Source organism: Micromonospora sp. NBS 11-29, assembly GCF_002140155.1.
Taxonomy (GTDB): Bacteria; Actinomycetota; Actinomycetes; order Mycobacteriales; family Micromonosporaceae; genus Micromonospora.
Map to the genome: position 1 here is coordinate 10,525 of NZ_NAPR01000009.1, position 17,097 is coordinate 27,621.

Below are 17,097 nucleotides of genomic sequence, written 5' to 3' on the forward strand. Positions count from 1 at the left end.
GCCCTGACCGGTGAACAACACCGCCCGCCGACCCGACAACACCTCACCGATGACGACACCCGGGGCCGATTCGCCCCCGGCGAGCGCCGACAGGCCCGCCACCAGCGCGTCCCGATCCGCGCCCACCACCACCGCACGGTGTTCCAACGCGGCGCGAGCGGTCGCCAGCGACCAACCCACGTTGGCCGGCGACGCGTCCCGCCGCTCCCGCAGATGATCCGCCAGCCGCGACGCCTGCCCAGCCAGAGCCTCGGCCGACCGCGCCGACACCAACCACGGCACCGACGGCAACACCACCGGCACCGGCTCCGCAGCCGACTCGACCTCCGGCGCCTCCAGGATCACGTGGGCGTTGGTCCCGGAGATGCTGAACGACGACACGGCGGCTCGGCGCGGCCGGTCGGCCGCCGGCCACGGCCGCGCGGAGGTGGCCAGCTCCACCGCGCCGGCCGACCAGTCCACCTTCGACGACGGCGCGTCGACGTGCAGCGTCGCCGGCACCANTGCACCATCTTGATCACTCCGGCGACGCCGGAGGCGGTCTGGGTGTGCCCGATGTTCGACTTGACCGAGCCGAGCAGCAACGGCGTCTCCCGCTCCTGCCCGTACGTGGCCAGCAACGCCTGCGCCTCGATCGGGTCGCCGAGGGTGGTGCCGGTGCCGTGCGCCTCCACCACGTCGACCTCGGCGGCGGAGAGCCGGGCGTCGGCGAGCGCGGCCCGGATCACCCGCTGCTGCGACGGCCCGTTCGGCGCGGTGAGCCCGTTCGACGCCCCGTCGGAGTTGACGGCCGAGCCGCGCACCACGGCGAGCACCCGGTGGCCGAGCCGGCGGGCGTCGTCGAGGCGTTCGACCAGGAGCACGCCGATGCCCTCGCCCAACGCGGTGCCGTCGGCGGCGTCGGCGAACGCCCGGCAGCGGGCGCTGCGGGACAGGTTGTTCTGCCGGGTGAAGTCCACGAAGATCGACGGGGTCGGCAGCACGGTCACCCCGCCCGCGAGGGCGAGGTCGGACTCGCCGGAGCGCAGCGACCGCACGGCCAGGTGCAGCGCCACCAGCGACGACGAGCAGGCGGTGTCGATGGTGACGGCCGGCCCCTCGAACCCGAGCGCGTACGACACCCGGCCCGAGCTGACGCTGCCGGCGCTGCCCAGGCCGAGATAGTCGGCGACCCCGTCGGGCACGCCGGCGGCGCCGGCCGCGTAGTCGGCGTGGGTGAGTCCGGCGAACACACCGACCCGCTCGCCGCGCAGCGCGGTGGCGTCCACCCCGGCCGACTCGAACGCCTCCCAGGACACCTCCAGCAGCAGCCGCTGCTGCGGGTCCATGGCCAGGGCCTCGCGCGGGGAGATGCCGAAGAACGCCGGGTCGAAGCCGGCGGCGTCGGTCAGGAAGCCACCGTCGCGTACGCAGGAGGTGCCGGCGCGTTCCCGGTCCGGGTCGTACAGGGTGGCCAGGTCCCATCCCCGGTCGGTGGGGAACGGGCCGATCGCGTCGCCGCCGGCGGCGACCAGGTCCCAGAGCGCGTCCGGGGAGGTGACCCCGCCGGGGAAACGGCACGCCATGCCGACCACGGCGATCGGTTGCCGGGTCGAGTCCTCGACGTCGCGGAGCCGTTGCCGGGTCCGTCGCAGATCGGTGGTGACCCGCTTGAGGTACTCCCGGAGCTTCTCTTCGGTGTCCATCAACCTGACCCTTGGTCGGCGGGGACCTGACGGTGTCCGGCGCACACGTCACCCAAGGCCACGGGTCCCCTCTGCGGGGAAGCTATGGCGTGGCGCTGAGCTGCGACAACCCCTAACCCGGGTCGGCTAGGGGTGGCCGGGCCGACGACCTCGCGGATAGCGTCCGATGGACCGCCCTGGCGCCCGCTGCGGGCACCGCCGCTGGAAGGACCGCGTTGACGATGACCGACCACGACAACGGCCTGTGGGTACGCCGGTTCCACCCCGCCCCGGCCGGTGCACCGAGGCTGGTGTGCCTGCCGCACGCCGGTGGTTCCGCGAGCTTCTTCTTCCCGGTGTCCCGGGCGCTGTCACCGGCCGTCGAGGTGTTGAGTGTGCAGTATCCGGGCCGGCAGGACCGCCGGCACGAGCCGTGCGTGCCGACCATCGGTGAGCTGGCCCGGCAGGTGGCCGACGTGCTGCGGCCCTGGCGGGACCAGCCGCTGGCGTTCTTCGGCCACAGCATGGGCGCGACGCTGGGCTTCGAGGTGGCGCGGCTGATCGAGGCGGAGGGCGGCACGGTGGCGCACCTGTTCCCGTCCGGCCGGCGGTCGCCGTCGAGTCACCGGCACGAGACGGTGCACCTGCTCGACGACGAGGGCCTGCTGGCCGACGTGAAGAAGCTCAGCGGCACCGACTCGGCGGTGCTCGGCGACCCGGACATGCTGCGGGCCGCGCTGCCGGCGATCCGCAGCGACTACCGGGCGGCTGAGACGTACGCGTACGAGCCAGGTCCGAAGCTCACCTGCCCGGTGACGGTGTTCACCGGCGACGCCGACCCGAAGACCACGGTGGACGAGGCGAAGGCGTGGGCCGAGCACACCACCGGCGCGTTCGAGCTGCACGTCTTCCCCGGCGGGCACTTCTTCCTGACCCAGCACACGCCGGCGATCCTGCGTACCCTCTCGACGACCCTGACCCGCTGACCGGCCGCGCCGGACCCCGCCGCCCGGTCCGGGCGGCGGNGACGTAGTCGAGCAGGGCCAGTTCCTTCTTGATCGTCTCGGTGTCGCGCCAGTGGTTCGCCATGCCCTTGACGGCGCTGCTCTCGGCGGCGGCGCGGAACGCCGGGTCCGAGGGGCGGGCGGACTGGAACCGCCGCCAGCCCTCCCAGGTGCGGTCGGCGATCGAGTGCACCTCCACGGCGGCGAAGCCGGCCGACGTGAGCTGCTCACCGTAGGTCTTCCGGTCGTGCCAGTTCTCGTCCGGCAGGCTGAACTTCACGAAGCTGAGCGGGCCGGAGTTGATCGACATGCGGGCGGTGTCGTTGCTCAGCGGGATGATGTCGGCGGTGGCCAGCGTGCCGCCCGGCCGCAGCACCCGGAACGCCTCGGCGAAGAACGCGCTGCGCGGGTGGAAGTGGAACGCCGACTCCAATGCCACCACCCGGTCCACGCTGGCGTCCGGGAACGGCAGCGCGGTGGCGTTGCCGAGCTGGAAGTCGGCCCGGTCGGCCAGGCCCTCGCGGCGGGCCCGCTCCTGGGCGTGCTCGACGTGCCGGGGGGTGACGTTGATGCCGTGCACCTTCGCCACCCGGCGGTCCCGCAGCCAGGCGAAGTCCTGGTCGCCGTAGCCGAAGCCGACGTCGACGACGGTGTCGTCGGGCTTGAACCCGGCGGCCTCGGCGAGCTTGTCGGCCAGCGCCTGCCCGGCCACGTCGATGCTGGTGACACCCTCCTCCCAGTAGCCGACGTTCATGTAGCGGGAGGTGCGGGCCGCGAACTCGACGTCCGGCGACTGGATCTCGTAGAACCGGCGGACCCGGGTGACCGGGTCCTTGGTGGCCAGGGTCCGGACGACCCGGCCGAGGGTGCGGAGGTTCTCCAGCATGTCAGCTCCTCAAGGCTGCGGTGGGGATGGTCAGGGGTGCAGGGCGGGGGTGGACACCTGCCGGCGCAGGTCGGCCACCAGGGTGGCCGCGGCGTCGGGGCCGGTCGCCACGCCGAAGAGGTAGAAGTCCGGTCGGATCAGCGCGGCGTCCGCGCCGCCGAGCCAGGACCGGTAGGCGCCGTCGAGGTCGGCCAGCTCGCCCGGCGCGGCGTCGTCGTCGCCGGGCCGCACCACCAGCCGGTACGCGCCGAGGTCGTCGAGGAACGCGACGGCGTCGCCGTCCAGCGTGGCCGGTTCCCGGGTGAGCAGCACGAAGCCGACGCCCACCACGTCGTCGAAGCCGCCGGTGCGCCCGCCGTACGACACCCGGGCCTGCAAGGCGGGTTCACCGGCGCGCGGGGTGGGCGTGCCGTCGGCGTCGCGGTGCAGCACGCCGTCGACGACCGCCTCGCGCAGCGAGCGGACGTGCCGTTGCTGGGTACGCCGGCGCAGCGCGGCCAGCATCACCGAGTCCCGGCCGGCGGCCTTCTTCGGGTCGGTCTCGCAGATCACCGCCCCGGAGTCCATGGACATCCGGATGGCGTGCTGCACATGCGCACGCCGCTCCACCTGGTACGTGTCGAGCAGCGCCTCCCCGGCGAGGCCCCGACGCACCAGGTCCAACTTCCAGGCCAGGTTCACCACGTCCCGGAAACCGGAGCTCATGCCCTGCCCGAGGAACGGCGGCATGACGTGCGCGGCGTCGCCGGCCAGGAACACCCGCCCCCGCCGCCACACGTCGGCGGAGCAGGCCTGGGTGGTGTAGACGCCGTACCGGTCGAGCCGGGCGTTGTCCGGGGTGATGTCGAACAGGCCGAGCAGCCGCCACGCGCTGGCCTCGGTGCGAAACTCGTCCAGCGTCTCCCCCGGCACCCGCATGAACTCCCAGCGCCGGTGGTTCGGCCCGGCGGAGACGGCGGTACGCGGCCGGGCCGGGTCGCAGATCTGGAGGTTGTTCGGGGTGAACTCGCGCGGGGTGTTCAGCACCACGTCGCAGACCAGCCAGTCGTGGGTGAAGTCCAGGTCGGTGACGCCCGCGCCGAGCCAGCCGCGGACGAAGCTGTTCGCGCCGTCGCAGCCGAGCACCCAGGAGGCGGTGTACGTGTGCTGGCCGCCGTCACCGTCCACGGCGGTCACCTCGACCCGGTCGCCGTGGTCGGCCAGGCCGGTCACCTCGACGCCCCGCTGCACCTGCACGCCGGGCAGCTCCGCGCCCCGTTCGGCCAGCCGCTCCTCCACGCCGGGCTGGTAGAACGAGGTGGAGTCGGGCCACCCGGACGGGCCGTCCGGCGCGGCGCGCACGTGCAGCAGCGTCCGGCCGAAGCCGTTCTTCCAGGTGTACTCGCCGGACAGCTCGGTCACGTCGCCGAGCCGGTCGGCCACGCCGCAGGCGGCGAGGATGCGGCTGGCCTCGCCGTCGTAGGAGACCGCCCTCGGCATGCTGTACGGGGTGGTCCACTTCTCCAGCACCCGCACCGTGAATCCGCGCTGCGCCAGCAGGATCGCGGCCACCTGGCCCACCGGGCCGTAGCCCACGATCAGTACGTCGGTCATCGCCGTCCCTCGTTCGTCCGCCTGGGCCGTCACAGCCCGAGTTCCGTGTCGATCAGGCTGAAGATCTCGTCGTCGCTGGCCCGGTCCAGGTCCAGGTCGTCGTCGGTGGCGGAGGCGCCCCGCATGGTCCGCCACTTGGCGACCAGCACCTCCAGCCGCGCCGCCACCTGGGTGTGCAGCTCCGCCTCGACGGTCGTCTCGGCCAACGCCCGTTCCAGGCGTTCCAGCTCGCCGAGCACCGCCGGGGCGGCCTGCGCGCCGTCGGGCACCAGCCGGGACCGCAGGTACGCGGCGAGCGCCGCCGGGTCCGGGTAGTCGAAGACGGCGGTGGCCGGCAGTCGTTCCCCGGTCGCCTCGGTGAGCCGGTTGCGCAGCTCGACCGCGGTGAGCGAGTCGAAGCCCATCTCGTGGAACGCCTGGCCGTCGCGGATCGCGTCCGGGCTGCCGTGGCCGAGCACCGCCGCGGCGGCGGCCCGGACCAGGTCGAGCAGGAGCGCGGACTGTTCCGCGCCGGTGAGCGCCCGCAGCCGCCCGGCGAGGTCCGCCCCGCCGGTGGTGGCGGCGCGGGCCTTCGGCCGGTCGGCGCGGACCAGGCCACGCATGAGTGCCGGCACGGTCGGCCGGCCGGCCAGCGCGTTCCGGTCGACCCGGGTGGGCACGAGGTGTTCCTCCGGCGCGGTCAGGCCGGCGTCGAACAGCGCCATGCCGAGGTCGGACGGGATCGCGAGCTGCCCGTCGCGGCTGGTGCCGGCGCGGTCCACGCCCGCGGTCAGCGTGCTGGCCTGCGCCCACAGGCCCCAGGCGTACGCGCGGGCGGGCAGGCCGGCGCCGCGCCGCCGCCGGGCCAGCGCGTCCAGCCAGGCGTTGGCGGCGGCGTAGTTGCCCTGGCCGGGGACGCCGAACACGCCGGCGCCGGAGGAGAACAGCACGAACCCGGCGAGGTCGAGGTCGCGGGTCAGCTCGTCGAGGTGGCGGGCGGCGTCCACCTTGGGCCGGAACACGGTGTCGACGCGGTCCGGGGTGAGCGCGGTGACCACGCCGTCGTCGAGCACGCCGGCCAGGTGCACCACGGCGGTCAGCGGGTGCGCGGCGGGCACGCCGTCGAGCAGCCGGGCGACCGCGTCCCGGTCGGCGACGTCGGCGGCGGCCACGGTGACGGTGGCGCCGAGCGCGGTCAGCTCGGCGGTCAGGTCGGCCGCGCCGGGCGCGTCCGGGCCGCCGCGGCTGGCCAGCAGCAGGTGCCGTACGCCGTGGCCGGTGACCAGCCGGCGGGCCACCAGGCCGCCGAGCAGGCCGGTGCCGCCGGTGAGCAGCACGGTGCCGTCCGGGTCCCAGTGTTCGGGCATGGTGAGCACCACCTTGCCGACGTGCCGGGCCTGGCTGACGTAGCGGAACGCGTCCGGGGCCTGCCGGACGTCCCAGGCGCGCACCGGCAGCGGGCGCAGCGCGCCGGTGGCGAACAGCGCCAGCAGCTCGGTGAGCATCCGCTGGATCTCGTCCGGGTCGACCTGCGTCAGGTCGTACGCCTGGTAGTCGACGCCGGGATGGTCGGCGGCGACCCGGGCCGGGTCGCGCACGTCGGTCTTGCCCATCTCCAGGAACCGGCCGCCGCGCGGCAGCAGCCGCAGCGACGCGTCGACGAACTCGCGGGCCAGCGCGTCGAGCACCACGTCCACGCCCCGCCCACCGGTGGCGGCGAGGAAGCGCTCCTCGAAGTCCAGCGTCCGCGACGACGCCAGGTGGTCGGCGGGAATGCCCAGCTCCCGCAGCGCGGGCCACTTGCCCTCGCTGGCGGTGGCGAAGACGTCCGCGCCGAGGTGCCGGGCGATCTGCACGGCGGCCATGCCGACGCCACCGGCGGCGGCGTGCACCAGCACGGATTCGCCGGCCCGCAGCCGGCCCAGCCCGACCAGCCCGCGCCAGGCGGTGAGGAACACCACCGGCACGGTCGCGGCCTGCGCGTACGTCCAGCCGTCGGGCATCGGCGCGAGCAGCCGCCGGTCGGTGACCCCGACCGGCCCGAAGCAGCCGGTGAACACGCCGAGCACCCGGTCGCCGGGGCGAAGGTCGGTGACCTCGGCGCCGACCTCGGCGACCACGCCGGCCGCCTCCCCGCCGGGCGGGCCGGGGTCACCCGGGTAGAGGCCGAGCGCGTTGAGCACGTCGCGGAAGTTCAGGCCGGCGGCGCGGACCCGGACCCGCACCTCACGCGGGCCGAGCGGGGCGTCGGCGGCGTCGGTGGGCACCAGCGCGAGGTGGTCGAGGCTGCCGCGCCGGGGCACGTCCAGCCGCCAGGCGGTGGCGTCGGGCGGCGGGGTGAGCGTCGGCGCGTCGGCGCGACGGGCCAGCCGGGGCACGTACGCGCCGCCGTCGCGCAGCGCCACCTGCGGCTCGTCGGCGGCGAGCACGGCGGTCAGGGTGGCCGCGTCGGGCGCGGCGTCGGCGTCGAGCAGCACGAACCGGTCCGGGTGCTCGGACTGGGCGGAGCGGACCAGGCCCCACGCGGCGGCGGCGTCCGGGTCGTCGACCTCGCCGGGCCCGTGCACACCGACCGCGCCGGCGGTGAGCAGCACCAGCCGGGTCTGCGCCCAACGCGGCTCGGCCAGCCAGTGCTGCACCAGCGCGAGCGCCGCGCAGGCGAGCCGTCGCGCCCGGTCCGTCGCGGTTGGACCGTCCTGCTCCCCCGCCGGGCCGTGGTGGTCGGCCGGCTGACCGTCCTGGCCCGCCGCCGGGCCGTGGTGGTCGGCCGGTGGCTCGGCCCGGCCGTCGATGATCGGGCGTGCGCCTGCCGAGGTGAGCGGCGCGAGCACCGCATCGGGCAGCGGTGCGCCGGCGTCGATCGCGGCGGCCAGCGCGGGCAGGTCCGCGTGACACGGCAGGTCGGGGTCGGCGAGGGGGGACACCGCGCTGGGCGGGCCGAGCACGGCGACGCGGGCCGGGGCCGGTGCTGAGGGCGTCGGCATCGGCTGCCAGGTCAGGTGGAACAGCGCGTCGGCGACGGCGTCGTCGCGGGCGCCCAGGTCGGCGCGGGAGATCGGGCGCATGGTCAGGGACGCCGCCTCGACCACCGGGGCGCCGGCCGGGTCGGTGGCGGTCAGCGCGAACGCGTGCGGGCCGACCCGGCGTAGCCGGACCCGCAGCGTGGTGGCGCCGCTCGCGTGCAGGGTGAGGCCGTTCCACGCGAAGGGAAGCAGGATCTTCTCGCCGCCGGCGTCGGCGAGGCCACCGAAGTGCGCGGCGTGCAGGGCGGCGTCGAGCAGCGCCGGGTGCAGCGCGTACCGGTCGGCGTCGGCGCGCGGGCCGGCCGGCAGCTCCACCTCGGCGTACACCTCGTCGGCGCCGGCCCGGACGGCCCGTAGCCCCTGGAACGCCGGCCCGTAGCCGTACCCCTCGTCGATCAGGCGGTCGTAGAAGCCGGTCAGGTCGACGGCGCTCGCGTCCGGCGGCGGCCCGGCCGGCGGCGCGGCGGCGGTGCCCGCCTCGGCGGCGGCGAGCGTGCCGCTGCCGTGCCGGGTCCACGCCGCGTCGGCCATGCCGTCGGCGGGCCGGGAGTGCACGGTGACCGGGCGTCGGCCGTCGTCGGCGGCCGGGCCGACGGCCACCTGCACCTGGGTGGCCCCCTCCTCGCCGAGGGTCAGCGGCGCCTCGATGACCAGCTCGTCGAGGACCGGGCAGCCGACCTCGTCGCCGGCACGCAGGCAGAGTTCGACCAGGCCGGTGCCGGGCACCAGCACCCGGCCGGCGACCCGGTGGTCGGCCAGCCACGGCTGCTCGCCGACCGCGAGCCGGCCGGTGAACAGGTGCCCCCGGGCGTCGGCGAGCGGCACGGACGCGCCGAGCAGCGGATGCCCGGCGGCGGCCAGCCCGGCCGCGCCGACGTCGGCGGCGCCGGTGACCGGGCGGGGCCAGTAGCGGCGGTGGGCGAACGCGTACGTGGGCAGGTCGACCCGCCGGCCCCCGGCCAGCACCGGCTGCCAGTCCACCGGCACGCCCCGCGCGTGCAGCGCGGCCACGGACAGCAGGAACCGGGTCCGGTCGCCCCGGCCGCGCTGCACCGAGCCGACCACCACCACCGGGCGGTCGTGTTCCTGGAGGGTCTGCTCGATGCCGGGGGTGAGCACCGGGTGCGGGCTGCACTCGACGTACGTGTCGTGGCCGTCGGCGGCGACCGCCCGGATCGCGTCGGCCAGCTCGACCGGCCGGCGCAGGTTGCGGTACCAGTAGTCCGCGTCCATCTCGGTGCCGTCGAGCCAGCACAGGTCCGTGGTGGAGTAGATCGGCACGGCCGCCGGGCCGGGGGTGACCCCGGCGACGGCCTCGGCCAGTTCGGCGCGGATCCGTTCCACCTGCGGGGAGTGCGAGGCGTAGTCGATCGCGAGGCGGCGCGGCCGCACCCGGTCGGTCGCCAACTCGGCGGCGAACTCCTCGATCGCGTCCGGGTCGCCGGAGACGACGACGTTCGCCGGGCCGTTCACCGCGCCCACGGCCAGCCGGTCGCCGTACCGGGCGACCCGCTCGCGGACCGTGTCGACCGGCAGCGGCACGGCGGCCATCTCCCCGGCGCCGGACAGCCGGCGCAGGGCGCGGGCCCGCAACGCCACCAGCCGGGCGGCGTCGGGCAGGGAGAGCACGCCGGCCACGCAGGCGGCGGCGATCTCGCCCTGGGAGTGCCCGACCACGGCGGCGGGCTGGACGCCGTACGAGCGCCACAGCTCGGCCAGCGACACCATTACCGCGAACAGCAGCGGCTGCACCACGTCGGCCCGCTCGAAGTCGGGCGTGCCGGGCGCCTGGCGCAGCAGGTCCCGCAGCGGATGGTCCAGGAAGGGCCGCAGCGCGGCGTCGCAGGCGGCCATCCGCTCGGCGAACACGGGTGACTCGTCGAGCAGGTCCAGCGCCATGCCGACCCACTGGGAGCCCTGACCGGGGAAGACGAACACCGCCCGGCCGGTGGCGGTGGCCTCGCCGCGTACCAGATGGGGGGCGGGTTCGGCGGCGGCGAGCGCGTCCAGGCCGGCGGCGAGGTCCGCCGGGTCGGCGGCGACCAGCACGGCCCGGTGGTCGAACCCGGCCCGGGTGGTGGCCAGCGACCAGGCGACGTCCAGCGGTCGCAGGTCGGGCCGGTCGGCGAGGTGGGCGCGCAGCCGGCGGGCCTGCCCGGCCAGTGCCTCCGGGGTACGCGCGGAGAGCAGCCACGGCAGCGCCGCCGGCCCGGCCGGTGGCGCCGGCTCGACGGCCGGCTCGGGCGGCGCGGCCTCGACGACGACGTGGGCGTTGGTGCCGCTGATGCCGAACGAGGAGATCCCGGCGCGGGCCGGCCGATCGGCGCGCGGCCACGGCCGGGCCTCGGTGAGCAGGTCGACGGCGCCGGCCGCCCAGTCGACGCGGCTGGTGCGCCGTTCGGCGTGCAGGGTGCGGGGCAGCCGGCCGTGCCGCATGGCGAGGACGACCTTGAGCACGCCGGCGACGCCGGCCGCGGCCTGGGTGTGACCGAGGTTGGACTTGACGGAGCCGAGCAGCAGCGGCGGTACGCCGTCGGGCCGGCGGCCGTAGGTGGCGAGGATCGCCTCGGCCTCGATCGGGTCGCCGAGCGGGGTGCCGGTGCCGTGCGCCTCGACCGCGTCCACGTCGGTGGGGTCGAGGCCGGCGGCGGCGAGCGCGGCCCGGATCACCCGTTCCTGGGACGGGCCGTTGGGGGCGGTGAGGCCGTTGGACGCGCCGTCGGAGTTGACCGCCGAGCCGCGTACCAGCGCCAGCACCGGGTGGCCGCGCCGCCGGGCGTCGGAGAGGCGTTCCACCACCAGCACGCCGACGCCCTCGGACATGCCGAACCCGTCGGCGTCCTCGGCGAACGCCTTGCACCGGCCGTCCGGCGCGAGACCGCGCTGGCGGCTGAAGCCGGTGAGCCCGGCCGGGCTGGACAGCACCGACACGCCGCCGGCCAGCGCCAGGTCGCAGTCGCCCTGGCGCAGTGCCTGCGCGGCCAGGTGCAGCGCGACCAGCGAGGCGGAGCAGGCGGTGTCCACGGTGACCGCCGGCCCCTCCAGCCCGAGCGCGTACGCCACCCGGCCGGACAGGACGCTGGCGGCGGTGCCGGTGAGCAGGTGTCCCTCGTCGGCGGTGGTCTCCCCGTCGTCGGAGACGGCGCCGGGGGCGATCCGGTCGGTGTAGTCCTGGCCGTGGGTGCCGGCGAAGACGCCGGTACGGCTGCCGCGCAGCGTCTCCGGGTCGATGCCGGCCCGTTCCAGCGCCTCCCACGAGGTCTCCAGCAGCAGCCGGTGCTGCGGGTCCATGGCGAGCGCCTCGCGGGGGCTGATGCCGAAGAACGCGGCGTCGAAGTCGGCGAGGCCGGTGAGGAAGCCACCGGCGCGGGTGTAGGTGCGGCCGGGGGTGCCGGGTTCCGGGTCGTACAGGTCGGCCAGCGGCCAGCCCCGGTCGGTGGGCAGGTCGCCGATCACCTCGCCGCCGGCGTCGAGCAGCCGCCACAGCTCCTCCGGTGAGCCGATGCCGCCGGGGAACCGGCAGGCCATGGCGACCAGGGCGATCGGCTCGTCGAGGGCGACGGTGGCGGCGTCGGTGACCTCGGTGGCGGCGGTGCCGAGCAGCCGGGCGTGCAGGTGCGCGGCGAGCAGTTCCGGGGTGGGGTGGTTGAACACGGCGTGCGGGGCGAGCCGGACGCCGGTCGCGGCGGCCAGCCGGTTGCTCAGTTCCACCGCCATCAGCGAGTCGAAGCCGAGGTCCTTGAAGGGGCGGCGCGGCTCGACCTGCTCCGGCCCGGCGTGGCCGACGACCGTGGCGCAGCGGGTGCGGACCAGGTCCAGCAGCAGCGCGGCCCGTTCCGGTTCACCCAGTCCGGCCAGCCGGTCGGCGAAGCCGGACCCGGATCCGGTGCCCGGGTCGCCGACGACGGCCCGGCGCGGTGGCGGCGGCAGCAGCGCCCGCAGCAGCGGCGGCACCTCCCCGGCGGCCCGGACGGCGGCCAGGTCCAGCCCGATCGGCACCAGCCCGGCCGGCCCGGCGCGCAGCGCGGCGTCGAACAGCGCCAGCCCGACGGCGGTGTCCAGCGGGCGGGTGCCGGCGCGGGCGAGGCGGGCCAGGTCGGCGGCGGTGAGCCGGCCGGCCATGCCGTCGGTTTCGGCCCACAGCCCCCAGGCGAGCGCCGTGCCGGGCAGCCCCCGGTCGCGGCGGTGAGCGGCGAGCGCGTCGAGGAACGCGTTGCCGGCGGCGTAGTTGCCCTGACCGGGGCTGCCGAACGTGGCCGAGGCGGAGGAGAACAGCACGAACGCGGCCAGGTCGAGGCCGGCGGTCAACTCGTGCAGGTGCCAGGCGCCGTGCACCTTGGCCCGCAGCGCGGTGGCCCAGCGCTCCGGGTCCAGGTCGGTGAGCAGGGCGTCGTCGGTGGCCCCGGCGGCGTGCACGACGGCCACCAGCCGGTCGGCGAGCGGGGCGAGCACGGCGGCGAGGGCGTCCCGGTCGGCCACGTCGGCGGCCACCACCCGGACGGTGACGCCGGCGTCGGCCAGTTCCCCGGTCCACGGTGCGGGCGCGCCGGTGCGGCTGAGCAGCACCAGCTCGCGCACCCCGTACGCCTGGACCAGGTGGACCGCGACGTGCCGGCCGACGCCGCCGGTGCCGCCGGTGAGCAGCACGGTGCCGCCGGCCAGCGCGGGCGGCGCACCGGCGTCGGGCTCGGCCGCCGGGCGCAGCCGGGGCAGCAGGGCCCGGCCGTCGCGGACGGCGACCTCGGGCTCGTCGTCGGCGGCGGCGAGCGCGGCCCGGACCGTGGCGTCGTCGGTGGCGTCGAGGTGCAGCAGCAGGAACCGGTCGGGGTGTTCGGCCCGGGCCACCCGCAGCAGCCCGACCGCCGTCGCGTGCGCCGGCTCGCCGTCGCGGACGGCGACCGCGAGGCGGGTGTCGGTGGCGCGCGGGTCGTCGAGCCACCGCTGGAGCACGCCGAGCAGGTCCAGGCCGACCGCGTCGGCCCGCTGCGCGGGCGTGGCGGCCGGGTCGCCGTCGGGCAGGCGCAGCACCAGCACCGCAGGCAGCGGCCCGGCCGCGGGTACGGCGTCGGCGAGGGTCCAGGTGGGCACCGGGCCGGTCGGCGCGGGCAGCCAGTCCACCGTGTACAGGCCGGCCGGGCCGGTGTCGGGCGTCGGCGTGTCGGCGGTCGGCGGGGTGACGGCCCGCAGCACGATCCGGTCGACGTCGAGCACCGGCCGACCGGCGTCGTCGGCGGCGCTGAGCGTCACCGCGTCGGGGCCGGCGGGGGCGAGGGTGACCCGCAGCGCGTACGCGCCGGTGGCGTGCCGGCGCACGCCGGTCCACTCGGTGGGCACGATCCGCTGGTCCGGGCCGGCCGGTGGGGCGAACCCGGCCAGCGGGAGCAGTCGCAGCGCGGCGTCGAGCACGTCCGGGTGCACGCCGTACCGCTCGGCGTCCGGGTCGGCGTCGTCGGGCAGCCGTACGTCGAGGTGCAGCCGGTCCCCGGCGGTCCAGGCGGCCCGCAGCAGCGGGTGCGCCGCCGCCGCCGGCCGGGCGCCGGCCGGCGGCCAGGTCGGTGCCGGCACGCCCGGCGCGGCGAGCGGGTCGGCCGGGGCGAGCACCGCGTCGGCGACGGCCCGCCACGGTTCGGTCTCGTCGGCGCGCAGGTGGCAGCGGGCGGCGCGGTGGCCGGTGGCGTCCGGGCCGGCGACGTCGAGTTGGAGTTCGACGGCCAGTCCGGCGGGCAACGGCGCCGGTTCCGGCATCCGCAGGCTCGCCAGCACCGGCGCGTCGAGGCGTTCGCCGAGGTGGGTGAGCGCGTCGAGCAGCGCGGTCGCGGGCAGCAGCGCGGTGGCGTGGTGCCGGCTCGCGGTGAACCGCCCGGTGGCGAGCAGTTGGCCGGTGCCGGCGACGGTCAGCACGGCGCCGAGCAGCGGGTGGCCGGTGTCGCCGGCCGGGGCGCCGGGCGTGGCGGGCAGCCAGTAGTGCCGGTGCCGGAACGCGTAGGTGGGCAGCGCCACCGGCGGGTGCGGGCCGGGGCCGGCCAGCGCGGCCCGGTCCACCGGCACGCCGCGTACGTGCAGCCGGGCGGCGGCGGTGAGCAGCGCCGCCGGTTCGCCGGTGCCGGTGCGCAGGGTGGGCACGAACGCGAGGTCGTCGCCGACGTCGGTGAGGCAGTCCGCGGCCAGCGCGGTGAGCACGCCACCGGGCCCGACCTCCAGGAACGTGGTGACGCCCTCGGCGTGCAGGGCGCGTACGCCGTCGTGGAAGCGCACCGTGTCGCGGACGTGCGCCACCCAGTGCTCGGCGGTGGCGAGGCGGGCCGGGTCGATCGGCGCACCGGTCAGCGTGGACACCACCGGCAGTTGCGGCGCCCGGTAGGTCAGCCCGGCGGCGACCTCGCGGAAAGCGTCGAGCATCGGTGTCATCCGGTGCGAGTGGAAGGCGTGCGACACGCGTAGCCGGCTGGTCCGGCGACCGGCGGCGCGCAGCGTCGCGGCGACCGCCTCGACCGCGTCGGCGTCGCCGGAGAGGACCACGGCGGACGGCCCGTTGACGGCGGCCAGCCCGACCCGGTCGGTCAGGTGCGGCCGTACCTCGGTCTCGTCCGCCTCGACCGCGACCATCGCGCCGCCGGCCGGCAGTTCCTGCATGAGCCGGGCCCGCGCGGCGACCAGCGCGGCCGCGTCGGCGAGCGTGAGCACGCCGGCCACGTGCGCGGCGGCGATCTCGCCGACGGAGTGGCCGAGCAGCAGGTCCGGGCGGACACCCCAGGATTCGAGCAGCCGGTGCAGCGCCACCTCGACGGCGAACAGCGCGGGCTGGGTGTAGCGGGTCTCGTCGAGCAGCGCCGCCCGCCCGTCGCCCTCGGGGGCGAGCACCACGTCGGCGAGCGGGTGCGGCGCGGGGCCGTGCCGGTCCAGTTCGGCGCAGGCGGCGTCGAACGCCTCGGCGAAGACCGGGTACGCCGCGCGCAGTTCCCGGCCCATGCCGGGGCGCTGCCCGCCCTGCCCGCCGAACAGCACGGCGAGCCGGCCGTCGCCGACCCGGCCGGTGAGCACGCCGGCCGGCTCGGTGTCGCCGCGGCTGAGCGCGGTCAGGCCGGCGCGGGCGTCGTCCGCGTCGCCGACCAGCAGCGCCGCCCGGTGCTCCAGCGTGGCCCGCGTGGTGGCCAGCGCGTACGCCACGTCGGCCGGGTCGGCGTCGGTGTGGTCGAGCCAGCTCAGCAGCCGGGCCGCCTGGTCGCGCAGGCCCTCGGGCTCGGCGGCGGAGAGCAGCCACGGCACGACGGCCGGGGTGTCCCGGGTGACCGGCGGCGGGGCCGGCGCGGCGGGCGGGGCCTCGACGATGACGTGGGCGTTGGTGCCGCTGATGCCGAACGAGGAAACGCCGGCCCGGCGGGGGCGGGACGCCTCGGGCCACGGCCGCGCCTCGGTGAGCAGTTCCACCGCGCCGGCCGTCCAGTCCACCTCGCCGGTCGGCGCGTCGACGTGCAGCGTGCGCGGCAGCGTGCCGTGGCGCATCGCGAGCACCATCTTCATCACCCCGGCCGCGCCGGCCGCCGCCTGGGTGTGCCCGAGGTTCGACTTGAGCGAGCCGAGCAGCAGCGGCGCGGCGTCGCCCCGCCCCCGCCCGTACGTGGCGAGCAGCGCCTGGGCTTCGATCGGGTCGCCGAGGCGGGTGCCGGTGCCGTGCGCCTCGACCGCGTCCACGTCGCCCGGCGCGAGGCCGGCGGCGGCCAGCGCCCGCCGGATGACCCGTTCCTGGGCCGGCCCGTTGGGGGCGGTGAGCCCGTTGGACGCGCCGTCGGAGTTGACCGCGCTGGCGCGCAGCAGCGCCAGCACCGGGTGCCCGTGGCGGCGGGCGTCGCTGAGGCGTTCCAGCAGCAGCACGGCCACGCCCTCGGACCAGCCGGTGCCGTCGGCGGCCTCGGCGAACGCCTTGCACCGGCCGTCCGGCGCCAGCCCGCGCTGGCGGCTGAACTCGACGAACGCCTGCGGGGTGCCCATCACCGCGACACCACCGGCCACCGCGAGCGAGCAGTCCCCGGCGCGCAGCGCCTGCGCGGCGAGGTGCAGCGCCACCAGCGACGACGAGCAGGCGGTGTCCACGGTGACGGCGGGCCCCTCCAGGCCCAGCGCGTACGCGACCCGGCCGGACACCACGCTGCCGGCGGTGCCGACGCCGAGGTAGCCCTCGGTGCCGGGCGGCGCCTGGCCCACGTTCGCCGCGTAGTCGTGGTGCATCACGCCGGTGAACACGCCGGTGGCGCTGCCGCGCAACGCGGTCGGGTCGATGCCGGCGCGTTCGAACAGCTCCCAGGACGTCTCCAGCAGCAGCCGCTGCTGCGGGTCCATGGCCAGCGCCTCGCGCGGGCTGANCGCGAACAGGGTGGCGTCGAAGTCCCCGGCGCCGGCCAGGAACCCGCCGACCCGCACGTACGAGGTGCCGGCCTGGTCGGGGTCGTCGGAGAAGAGGTGGGCCAGGTCCCAGCCGCGGTCGGTGGGGAAGCCGGTCAGCCCCTCCCGGCCGGAGTCGAGCAGCGTCCACAGCTCGTCCGGGCCGGTGACGCCGCCGGGTAGCCGGCAGGCCATGGCGACGATCGCCACCGGGTCGTCGGCGGCGACCGGGCCGGGACCCACGGTGGTGTCCGCCGGGCCGCCGCCGCGCAGCAGCGTCGCCAGGTGCCGGGTGAGCGCGGTGGGCGTGGGGTGGTCGAACGCGGCGGTGGCGGAGAGCCGCGCGCCGGTGGCCCGGTTCAGGCGGTCGCGCAGCGCGACCGCGCGGACCGAGGTGAACCCGAGTTCGGTGAACGCCCGGTCCGGACGGACCGCGCCCGGGCCGGGCAGCCCGGCGACCTCGGCGGTCGCGGCGCGCACCAGGTCGGCCAGGAGCCGGTCGCCGTCGGCGGTGGTCAGCGCCGCGAGCCGGCGGCGCAGCGCGTCCGCGTCGCCGTCGGGGCGGGCCG

Annotated in this window: 2 protein-coding genes and 7 pseudogenes; 1 reads left to right on the forward strand and 8 read right to left on the reverse strand. The window is 77.0% G+C overall.

The window, feature by feature from the left end:
* Positions 1 to 1,688, reverse strand: a pseudogene (locus tag B1205_RS29085) (type I polyketide synthase); the annotation flags it as partial.
* A 218-nt stretch (positions 1,689 to 1,906) separates the two neighbouring features.
* On the opposite strand from B1205_RS29085, the gene B1205_RS13350 reads away from it, so the two are divergent.
* Positions 1,907 to 2,650, forward strand: coding sequence for a thioesterase II family protein (locus tag B1205_RS13350; protein ID WP_176308581.1), 744 nt, complete (start codon positions 1,907 to 1,909; stop codon positions 2,648 to 2,650).
* 208 nt (positions 2,651 to 2,858) lie between these two features.
* Here B1205_RS13350 and B1205_RS31460 read toward each other — a convergent pair.
* The 7 genes and pseudogenes from B1205_RS31460 to B1205_RS33375 all read right to left on the reverse strand — a co-directional run.
* Positions 2,859 to 3,554 (reverse strand): annotated as a pseudogene (locus tag B1205_RS31460) (SAM-dependent methyltransferase); the annotation flags it as partial.
* Positions 3,555 to 3,584: 30 nt separating this feature from the next.
* Positions 3,585 to 5,147, reverse strand: a complete 1,563-nt coding sequence (mhpA, locus tag B1205_RS13360; protein ID WP_089155928.1) for a bifunctional 3-(3-hydroxy-phenyl)propionate/3-hydroxycinnamic acid hydroxylase MhpA — start codon at positions 5,145 to 5,147, stop codon at positions 3,585 to 3,587.
* Positions 5,148 to 5,176: 29 nt separating this feature from the next.
* Positions 5,177 to 7,798, reverse strand: a pseudogene (locus B1205_RS33355) (SDR family NAD(P)-dependent oxidoreductase); the annotation flags it as partial.
* A 429-nt stretch (positions 7,799 to 8,227) separates the two neighbouring features.
* Positions 8,228 to 9,220 (reverse strand): annotated as a pseudogene (locus tag B1205_RS33360) (polyketide synthase dehydratase domain-containing protein); the annotation flags it as partial.
* Positions 9,194 to 13,396: pseudogene (locus B1205_RS33365) on the reverse strand (type I polyketide synthase); the annotation flags it as partial. The pseudogenes B1205_RS33365 and B1205_RS33360, both read right to left, overlap by 27 nt.
* Positions 13,379 to 13,894: pseudogene (locus tag B1205_RS33370) on the reverse strand (polyketide synthase dehydratase domain-containing protein); the annotation flags it as partial. The pseudogenes B1205_RS33370 and B1205_RS33365, both read right to left, overlap by 18 nt.
* Positions 13,895 to 14,044: 150 nt before the next feature.
* Positions 14,045 to 17,097, reverse strand: a pseudogene (locus B1205_RS33375) (type I polyketide synthase); the annotation flags it as partial.

Coding starts and splice junctions, on each gene's coding strand:
- mhpA (WP_089155928.1), bottom strand. CDS start 5,147: ATGACCGACGTACTGATCGTGGGCTACGGCCCGGTGGGCCAGGTGGCC.
- B1205_RS13350 (WP_176308581.1), top strand. CDS start 1,907: ATGACCGACCACGACAACGGCCTGTGGGTACGCCGGTTCCACCCCGCC.